The organism is Mycolicibacterium houstonense (genome assembly GCF_900078665.2).
Taxonomy (GTDB): domain Bacteria; phylum Actinomycetota; class Actinomycetes; order Mycobacteriales; family Mycobacteriaceae; genus Mycobacterium; species Mycobacterium houstonense.
In genome coordinates this window covers 4476607-4485539 of the sequence record NZ_LT546207.1, presented here as the reverse complement: position 1 = coordinate 4485539, position 8933 = coordinate 4476607, and the positions used below count along the sequence as shown (strand labels likewise).

General features: G+C 67.2%; 7 protein-coding genes and 1 pseudogene. 5 read left to right on the top strand and 3 right to left on the bottom strand.

Translation table 11 applies throughout. The features are described from left to right. Nucleotides 1–257: hypothetical protein (locus tag BN4332_RS22480; RefSeq protein WP_066901734.1), on the top strand; the 257-nt coding region annotated here is incomplete at its 5' end. Nucleotides 258–457: 200 nt separating this feature from the next. Here BN4332_RS22480 and BN4332_RS22470 read toward each other — a convergent pair. Together BN4332_RS22470 and BN4332_RS22465 are read right to left on the bottom strand one after the other, a co-directional pair. After that, nucleotides 458–895 (bottom strand): annotated as a pseudogene (locus BN4332_RS22470) (IS110 family transposase); the annotation flags it as partial. Nucleotides 896–1601: 706 nt separating this feature from the next. Next, nucleotides 1602–3767 carry a SulP family inorganic anion transporter gene (locus BN4332_RS22465; protein WP_066901733.1) on the bottom strand — a complete coding sequence of 722 codons (2166 nt, stop codon included), beginning with the start codon at nucleotides 3765–3767 and terminating at the stop codon, nucleotides 1602–1604. Between the two features lie 476 nt (nucleotides 3768–4243). Between BN4332_RS22465 and BN4332_RS22460 the strand changes: the two genes are divergently transcribed. From BN4332_RS22460 to BN4332_RS22445, 4 genes are all read left to right on the top strand, one after another. Then, complete coding sequence (locus tag BN4332_RS22460; protein ID WP_066901732.1) at nucleotides 4244–5017, top strand: response regulator transcription factor; 774 nt, start codon at nucleotides 4244–4246, stop codon at nucleotides 5015–5017. A 7-nt stretch (nucleotides 5018–5024) separates the two neighbouring features. Continuing rightward, nucleotides 5025–6515: a sensor histidine kinase gene (locus BN4332_RS22455; protein ID WP_066901731.1), complete on the top strand. Its 1491-nt coding sequence runs from the start codon at nucleotides 5025–5027 to the stop codon at nucleotides 6513–6515. Nucleotides 6516–6660: 145 nt separating this feature from the next. Next, on the top strand, nucleotides 6661–6972 hold the full coding sequence (locus BN4332_RS22450) for a hypothetical protein (RefSeq protein ID WP_066901730.1): 312 nt from the start codon (nucleotides 6661–6663) through the stop codon (nucleotides 6970–6972). A gap of 51 nt (nucleotides 6973–7023) precedes the next feature. After that, nucleotides 7024–7539 (top strand): hypothetical protein, encoded by a 516-nt coding sequence (locus BN4332_RS22445; protein ID WP_066901729.1) that lies wholly within the window; start codon nucleotides 7024–7026, stop codon nucleotides 7537–7539. A 2-nt stretch (nucleotides 7540–7541) separates the two neighbouring features. Here BN4332_RS22445 and BN4332_RS22440 read toward each other — a convergent pair. Next, on the bottom strand, nucleotides 7542–8933 hold a 1392-nt coding region (locus tag BN4332_RS22440; RefSeq protein ID WP_200820333.1), incomplete at its 5' end, for an APC family permease.

The following is an 8933-nucleotide window of genomic DNA, read 5'->3' as shown; positions in this document are numbered from 1 at the left end:
TCGGTGGGCGGGCGCTGGCCGGCCCCGCCGCGGCGGCGCCGACCGGTGCGGAGACGGCGCAGCAGACGATCAAGAAACTGCAGGACGAGGGTTACCGCGTCATCCAGACCCGAGTTGGCAGCGGCTCGATCGACCGCTGTCAGGTCAGTGCCGTGCGCCCGGGCCGCGACATCACCGAACTCAAGGCCGCACCGCGGGGCAACACCGAGGAGCGCGTCCGCTACACCACGGTCTACGTCGACCTCCACTGCGGCTGACGAGATCCGTGAGCGGTGGACCACTCCACCGCCCCGGGTTAGGGTGTCGGCGTGCTGAGCAGAGTGCTGATTGGCCTGGTGAGCGCCGCAGGGGCGGCAGTGATGAGCGTGCCCGGAACGGCAGTCGCCGATCCGCCGCCACCACCGAGCGTGCCGAACGTCAACGCGTACGCACCGGTCAAGACCTCTGAATACGCGGTGATGGACAAGACCTGNTGAGCCACAAGGTCTTCACGGCGATCCACTAACAACTTCAACTCCCGTGACACCTCGTCGTGGGCAGCGACGGGCAGATCGGGATACCGCAGCACCGCATGCGCGACGGCCAGTGCGTCGATCGGATCGGACTTGCCGCGGGTGCGGGTGCGGGCTCGGGTCTGGGCCATCAGCTTGGGCGCCACCCGCACCACACGCTGGCCCGCCGAGAGTAAGTCCCGCTCAAGGCGGGCCGAGAGATTGCGGCAATCTTCGACGCCCCAGAGCAGGTCTGCGCCGAACTGACTGCGTGCCCACTGCAACGCCGTGTGATGTCCGGCGGTGGTCGCGGGGACGACTTTTTCACCCAGCTTGGCGCCGGCCTCGTTGACCGCGACGAAGGTGTGGGTGCGCTTGTGTACATCGGTGCCAACAATCACCATGGACAGTGCCTTCTTTCATCAAGAGGTGGATGAGTGAAGGTTGGGCCGGCCGGCGGACACATCTCAGTGGGGGCGGTGCCACGCTCCTATCAAGTCACGCCGGTCGGTCCTTCCCACCTGATGTCGGCAGAATGCTCGAACGCCAACCCAGACGGGTGGCAGTGCGTGTCTGAGCCAGACACCAGGTGGAAAGAACCCAACCACCGCAACAGCGGCAATCACCACATTGACACTGAGTGCGTGTCTGCTGCCGGACATGCCGCTCGCGGTCCGCATTCTGCGCCCCCTCGCGCGGCGGTGCCGCCTGAGTAGATCCCCCGGCAGGGTACTTGCGTGCGCTGAACCGCCGCTGTAACGTCACCCCGTCACATACCCCTTAGGGGTATTTCTGGGGAAGGTGAACGATGGCGACCAGGGATTGGCATCGGGGCCATTGGTTCGATGTGTGCGGCTGCGAGCCGCCCCGCCCGTGCGGCCTCGCGCGGAAGCCGGCCCCTCGCGACTGCCTGTCCAGCGTGGCCTGGAAGATCGGTGAAGGGCATTACCGCGAAACGGATTTCGGCTTCACCCACGAGTACAAGGGATCAGCCGAGCAAGCCCTTCCCGTTCGACTGGCGGCCGTAGGGCTGACCACATGAACGAGCGACCGTGCTCGTACGCATTTCCGGCGCACGAGCACGGTCGCTCGCGGGGGTGGAGAGGGCCGTCAGGCGGCGTCGGCCAGGGTCTCCACGTGAGTGGGCGTCACCCGCAACACCCCGGCGCTGGCGATGTCGTAGAACAGCCCGATCACGTTGACCCGGCGCGCCAGCGGGTGCGCCTGCAGGGTCTGCACCTGGACCGCGATGTTGACCATGGACAGCTGATCGACGGTGCCGAAGCCCGCCTCGGCAGCCGACCGCGCCACCGGGTGGTTGCCGTTGTCGAATGCCTTCAGAGAGGGATTGCCATGGGCCAGCCACGATTCCAGGTGCCGGTCACCCGGGTCGGTCTTACCCAGCAGCGCGGTCATCGCCCCGCAGCTGGAGTGGCCGCACACCACGATGGAGCTGACGTTGAGCTTGTCCACCGCGAACGCGATGGCCGCTTCGATCGAGGCGTCCTTCTGGCCGGCCGGGATCATGTTGCCGACGTTGCGGACGGTGAACAGATCGCCGGGGCCGCTGCTGGTGATGACGTTGGGCACCACCCGCGAATCGGCGCAGGTGAGGAACAGCGTCTCGGGCCGCTGGGCGTGCACGAGATCCTGCAGGTGCGGACGCAGCACGGGGGCGGTACGACGGTGGTAGGCGGCCAGGCCGTGCAGCACGGACGCCGACTCCTCCCGCTGCCACGAGCTCCACGGCACCACGCCGGAGCGCTTGTCGAACGGCGTGAAGCCGCGGATCGGCGGTCCGGCCACCGCACTGGCCATTTCGACCGCGCCCACGTCGTGGATGTCGACGGTGCCACCACTTGCCTCGTGCTGGCGCTGCCACTCCTCGATCGTCTCGTGGGCGGCGTGGTCGAGGAAGTCGACGGACAGTTCGATGGTGACGTCGGTGCCGGCCGGGACGCTGGCCAGGGCGCGGCTGAGGACCGGCAGCGACAGGAAGGTGCAGGAGCCCTCGATGACGACGCGCCAGGTGTTCTCGCCCGTCGGCTCGGCGGCGATGTTCGCCCGCACCACCCGCCACACGGTCAGCGCGACCGCCAGGGCCAGGCCGATCAGCACGCCTTCGAGCAGGTTGAGGAACACCACGCCGGCCACGGTCACCGCATAGACCGCGAGATCGCCTGTGCGCTTGGCGGTTTCGATGTGGGCCCGCTTGACCAGCTGGCAGCCGATGACGATCAGCAGACCGGCCAGGGCCGCGGTCGGGATCAGCTGGGCCAGCCCGGCGAACGGCACGGCGAACACCAGGATCCACACGCCGTGCAGGATCGCCGAGGCCCGGGTGCGGGCGCCGGCCGCCACGTTGGTGGAGCTGCGAACGATGACACCGGTCACCGGAAGGCCGCCGATCGCGCCGGAGACCATGTTGGCCGTGCCCTGACCGATCATCTCGCGGTCGAAGTTGGTGCGCGGGCCGGTGTGCATGCGGTCGACCGAGACCGCCGACAGCAAGCTCTCGACGCTGGCGATCAGCGCCACGGTCAGCACGCCCGTCGCAAACGCGCCCCAGTTGCCGTCGGGCAGGCTGGGCAGGGCCAGCGCGTCGAGCAGCGATCCGTCGAGCTTGATACGGGTGACGTCGCCGAACGGCGCCAGCATCGACAGCGCGGTGACGCCGACGATGGCCACCAGCGGGCCGGGCACCTTGCGGGCCGCGGCGGGCATCCAGCGCCAGCCCACCAGGATCGCGATCACGAGCCCGCCCAGGATGACGCCGTGCCCGTGCGCGTTGATCAGCTGACCGGGCAGTTCGGTGACGTTGGCCCAGGCCGAGCTGTTGGAGCTGCCGCCGAGCAGCACGTGGATCTGCTGCAGGGCGATCGTGATGCCGATACCGGCCAGCATGGCGTGCACCACCACCGGGGAGATGGCCAGCGCGGCGCGGGCCACGCGGCTCAACCCGAACAGCACCTGCAGCACGCCCGCGGAGACGGTGATGGCGCAGGTGACGGCCCAGCCGAACTCGGCCACCAGGCCCGCGACGATGACGGTCAGACCGGCGGCCGGGCCGCTCACCTGAAGGGGAGAGCCGCCCATGGCGCCGGCGACGATGCCGCCGACGATGGCGGCGATGATGCCGGCCAGCACCGGGGCCCCGGAGGCGACGGCGATGCCCAGCGACAACGGCAGGGCGACCAGGAACACGACCAATGAGGCGGGTAGGTCGTAACGCAGGACGGATCTGGCCCGTCCTACGAAATCAGTGGTTTGCTGCATGGCTCGCCTCCGTATGAAATCGGTGATGCGCGGGTCCGCCTCGTCGCGGCTCCGCGCAAAGTTATTGACGCCGTTGTCGGTAAACAACTTCGAAAGGTGTTGGAGCACAGTGCGACACAAGTCGACTTATGGCTCAGTTGTAGCTCGGCAACACCCAATTACTGTGGGCGAGAGTATTTATCGCTGTCGGGCCGTGCAAGGAAGTTTGTGCCATGCATAGAGAACCCAAATGTTTCGGTGAGGTATCCCGAGGCGAATGTGGCTGGTGCGCAGGGCAAAACAGTCATTTTGGAAAACCGGCGGCACCAAGTGTTCACCTACTTGTTTCGAAAGAGTATGTATTGCAGCCGTTTCGGCTGGATCACGCCGTGGGGAGATGGTGACGTGGGTCATAGAAACGCAGGCAAGGCTGGCATTCCCTTAGAACTCCATATGAACTCCGTGACAACCCTGTATGTACTGCCCACAATGGAAATATGACGACCATGTCGGTTTCTCCCCGTGCCCAGCAGCCCCGACAGGCCATCCTCGGACAGTTGCCGAAGATCCAGCGCGCCGATGGATCGCCGATTCGCGTGTTGCTGGTCGACGACGAGCCGGCTCTGACCAACTTGGTCAAGATGGCCCTGCACTACGAGGGCTGGGAAGTCGACGTGGCGCACAACGGTCATGACGCCGTAGCCAAGTTCGACGAGCTCGAACCCGACGTCGTGGTGCTCGACATCATGTTGCCCGACATCGACGGGCTGCAGATCCTGCAGCGGGTCCGCGAGGCGGACGGCTACACGCCCACCCTGTTCCTGACCGCCAGGGATTCGGTGCTCGACCGCGTCTCGGGGCTCACGGCCGGTGCCGATGACTACATGACCAAACCGTTCAGCCTGGAGGAACTGGTGGCGCGGTTGCGCGGGTTGCTGCGCCGGTCCAGCCACACCACGCCGCCGTCCGACGAGACGCTCCGGGTCGGCGACATGGTGCTCGACGGCGCCAGCCGTGAGGTCACCCGTGGTGGCGAGCGGATCAACCTCACCGTGACCGAGTTCGAGTTGTTGCGGTACCTGATGCGCAATCCGCGTCGGGCGCTGAGCCGGGCCGAGATCCTCGACCGCGTCTGGAACTACGGGTTCGGCGGGAAGTCCAGCATCGTCGACCTCTACATCTCCTACCTGCGCAAGAAGATCGACGCCGACCGGGAGCCGATGATCCACACCGTCCGCGGTGTCGGATACATGCTGCGGCCCACCTCGTGAGCCGGTGATGCCGCCGCGTTGGTGGTGGCCGCGCTCGCTGCGCAGGCAACTGGTGCTGGGCGTGACAGCCGTGGTCACCGTGGTGCTGGTGGCGGTCGGCTGGGTCTCGGTGTACAGCCTGCACACCTACGTGTCCGCGATGGAGGAACTCGAGGTGTCTCGGTCGATGGCCGCCTTCAGCCATTCGTTCGAGAAGCTGCAGGACGATCCCGACCACGACCTGTCCGGCGACAGTGAGGCGCTGACCGCATTCATCGGGCAGGCGCCCGGCAACCTGATCGCGGTGCTGCACGACGGAGAGGTCGTGCAGTCGGCGGTGTTCTCCGACGGAGAACCGCACCCGGCTCCGATCGAAGTGGTCAGGGCACTCGACGGGCGCGATTGGGACCACGCCGAACCCACCGCCGTCAAGCTGCCGGTCCTGGGCACCTATCGGATGGCCAGTCAGCCGGCCGCCGGCGGCCATGTGTTGGTGTCCGGGGTCTCGATGGACAGCGCCAACCTGCTGATCGCCCGCAAGACCGCGACTCTCGCGGTGATCATCGTGCTCGCGCTGATCGTCACCGCGCTGGGCACCGTCGGGGTGGTGCGCATGGCGCTGCGGCCGCTACGCCGGGTGGCCGCGACGGCCGCCAAGGTCGCGACGCTGCCCCTGGACGGCGACGATCACCGCATCACCGCGCGGGTGCGCGACAAGGACACCGACCCCGACAACGAGGTCGGCGTGGTGGGGGAGACGCTCAACCAGCTGCTGGCCAACGTCGACAGCGCGCTGGCCGCGCTGGCCGCCTCCGATCGGCGCACCCGGCAGTTCCTCACCGACGCCAGTCATGAGCTGCGCACCCCACTGGCCGCGATTCAGGGCTACGCCGAGCTCACCCGGCAGGACAGCGCGAACCTTCCGCCCACCACCGAATACGCGCTGGCCCGCATCGAGGCCGAGGCGCGGCGGATGACGGGTCTGGTCAGCGACTTGCTCCTGCTGTCCCGGCTGGGCGAGGGGCAGGACCTGGAGACCGACGACGTCGACCTGAGCGATCTGGTGGTCGACGCGGTCAACGATGTGGCGGTGGGCGCACCTGAGCACCAATGGGTGGCCGAGCTGCCCGACGAACCGCTGTGGGTGCGCGGGGACCTGGCCCGGTTGCATCAGGTGGTCAGCAATCTGCTGACCAACGCCCGGATGCACACGCCGCCGGGTGTGACCGTCACCATCGCGTTGTCCACGGCCGGTGAATTCGCGGAATTGACGGTGGCTGACGACGGCCCCGGAATTGATGCCGAATTGTTGCCTAACCTCTTCGGCAGGTTTGTCCGGGCCGATAAATCGCGTTCGCGTGAATTGGGCAGCACCGGTTTGGGGCTGGCCATCGTGGCCTCGATCGTGCAGGCTCACGACGGCACCGTCGCGGTGACCTCCAAGCCTGGTCGGACGGTGTTTACCGTGCGTATCCCGTTGGTCGGCGACTCGGCTCCGGCCGCTGCCGGCCGGGTGTGACCGGGCGCGCGAATAATATGAATTCGGCCTGAATTTCGGTGTCCTCACATATTCGTGTGCGTTCAATATGAGTTGATGGACCGCAGCGAATTGCCTGCCTAGGCTGAAAGTAAGTTAGCAATAGAAAGGCGAGGTAATTCGCATCATGAGGAACATTTCCAGAAATACCATTGTCGCCACCGTCGGAACCGCTCTGGCCCTCGGTGGGCTGGCGCTGGCCGGCCCCGCCGCGGCGGCGCCGACCGGTGCGGAGACGGCGCAGCAGACGATCAAGAAACTGCAGGACGAGGGTTACCGCGTCATCCAGACCCGAGTTGGCAGCGGCTCGATCGACCGCTGTCAGGTCAGTGCCGTGCGCCCGGGCCGCGACATCACCGAACTCAAGGCCGCACCGCGGGGCAACACCGAGGAGCGCGTCCGCTACACCACGGTCTACGTCGACCTCCACTGCGGCTGACGAGATCCGTGAGCGGTGGACCACTCCACCGCCCCGGGTTAGGGTGTCGGCGTGCTGAGCAGAGTGCTGATTGGCCTGGTGAGCGCCGCAGGGGCGGCAGTGATGAGCGTGCCCGGAACGGCAGTCGCCGATCCGCCGCCACCACCGAGCGTGCCGAACGTCAACGCGTACGCACCGGTCAAGACCTCTGAATACGCGGTGATGGACAAGACCTGGTACGCGTTCAGCGTCCCCGACGGCATCACCTGCGTGATCCAGCGCAACGGCAGCTACGGCTGCAGCGGCCCGATCCCGGCGGCGCCCAACGGCGCCAATCTGGTCAGCGGCGGGCCCGGGGTGCCCGGGTTCGCCAGTTCCCCCGCCCCGGTGTTCGCCGTCGTCGGCGACGCCAAGCCGCTGCCGCCGAACTCGCGACTCAGCTATCAGACGGTGAGCTGTGGAACCGACGGCGTCACGACATCGTGTGTCGACGGCCGCAACCAGGCCGGCTTCGTGCTCAGCCCGGCGGGCAGCTTCGTCATCGGTGAGCAGGAGTCGGACTTCAAGCCCACCTTCCAGATCGGCTGAGGTCAGCCGATCCCTTCGAGCGTCTCCACCTCGCTGGTGCCGATGCCCGAGATCACGTGCGGTGATCGACGGCTCAGGATCCAGTACCAGACCAGCGCGGCCGCGACGGTGGCGAGGAACAGCCACGGGATCACGTTCAGCGGATAGGCCGGCACCGGATACACGTTGGCATAGAAGACATATGCCATGGAGACCACGGCCACCACGGCGGCCGGCCAGACCAGCGGGACTCGGGCGTTGATGCCGCGCAGGAACACCACCGAGGCGATGGCGGCCGCCGCGTAGGCGACCATGTAGCCGTATGTGCCGTAGGTGTCCACCCACGTCACCACATCCATGGCGTCCACGCCCCGCAGGTACATCACCACCGGAACCGCAACCACCAACGGAGCGACCGAGATCAGTGCGCGGTGCGGGGTCAGGTGCGTCGGGTGGGTCCGGCCGATCGCGGACGGAACCACACCTTCCTTGCCCATGACGTAGAGGATGCGTCCGATGACGTTCATCGGGGCGACGACCACGGCGAAGAACGACGCCGCGATACCGAAGTTCAGGATCGGGTTGAACCAGGTCGGCATGCCGACCATGGTGGCGATGTCGTCGAGCGGCTGCGCAGACTCGCCGAGTGCCGGCCCCAGCGCCGCCACCTGGGTGTAGGCGGCGAAGATGTAGAGCACGCCGACGCCGGCCGCGCTCCACATGATGGCGCGCGGCACCGCCCGGTAGGGATTTTTCGCCTCGCGGGCCAGCGCGTCCGCGCTGGAGAACCCGACGAATCCCAGGATGGCCAGCACCATGCCGACCACGATTCCCGACGGGGCGGCCGCGCTCAGCTCGAACTGGGCGGCATCGAGAGCATCCGACCCCAGATGCACGAGCGTGACCACCAGCAGCAGGATGATGATGGACACCGAGATCAGTTCCAGCACAAGAGAAACCCGGGCCGAAAGCCGGATGCCGCGAATGGTGAACAGGGTGGCCAGCGCGCCGAGCACAATGGCCAGCACGATCTGGGCTCCCACCCCGTGCACCGGCACGCCGAGCTGGTTGAGCAGGGTGGCGCTGTAGGCCACCGACCCGCTCAGCGATCCCGCCGCGATGCCGAAGCAGCCGATCAGCAGGCTGATGCCGGTGACGTAGGCGCCGAACGGGCCGAGCGCGGTTGCGGCATAGCTGTACAGCGACCCGGCCGACGACCGCCGTTTGGCGAACTGCGAGATGCAGTAGCCCACCGACAGGATCACCACCGTCGCCAGTGCGAACGAGATCCAGGTGCCGTTGGCCGCCGTGGTGTAGATGGCCGCGGCGGTGAACGCGATGACCGCGCTCGGCGCGATGTTGGCGATCGCCTGGGCGGCGAGTTCGCCGCCGCCCATCGCGCCGCGGCGCAACCC

Excerpts from the sequence above, each read along its gene's own strand:
- BN4332_RS22465 (WP_066901733.1), bottom strand. The coding sequence starts at position 3,767 with ATGCAGCAAACCACTGATTTCGTAGGACGGGCCAGATCCGTCCTGCGT.
- BN4332_RS22460 (WP_066901732.1), top strand. The coding sequence starts at position 4,244 with ATGACGACCATGTCGGTTTCTCCCCGTGCCCAGCAGCCCCGACAGGCC.
- BN4332_RS22455 (WP_066901731.1), top strand. The coding sequence starts at position 5,025 with ATGCCGCCGCGTTGGTGGTGGCCGCGCTCGCTGCGCAGGCAACTGGTG.
- BN4332_RS22450 (WP_066901730.1), top strand. The coding sequence starts at position 6,661 with ATGAGGAACATTTCCAGAAATACCATTGTCGCCACCGTCGGAACCGCT.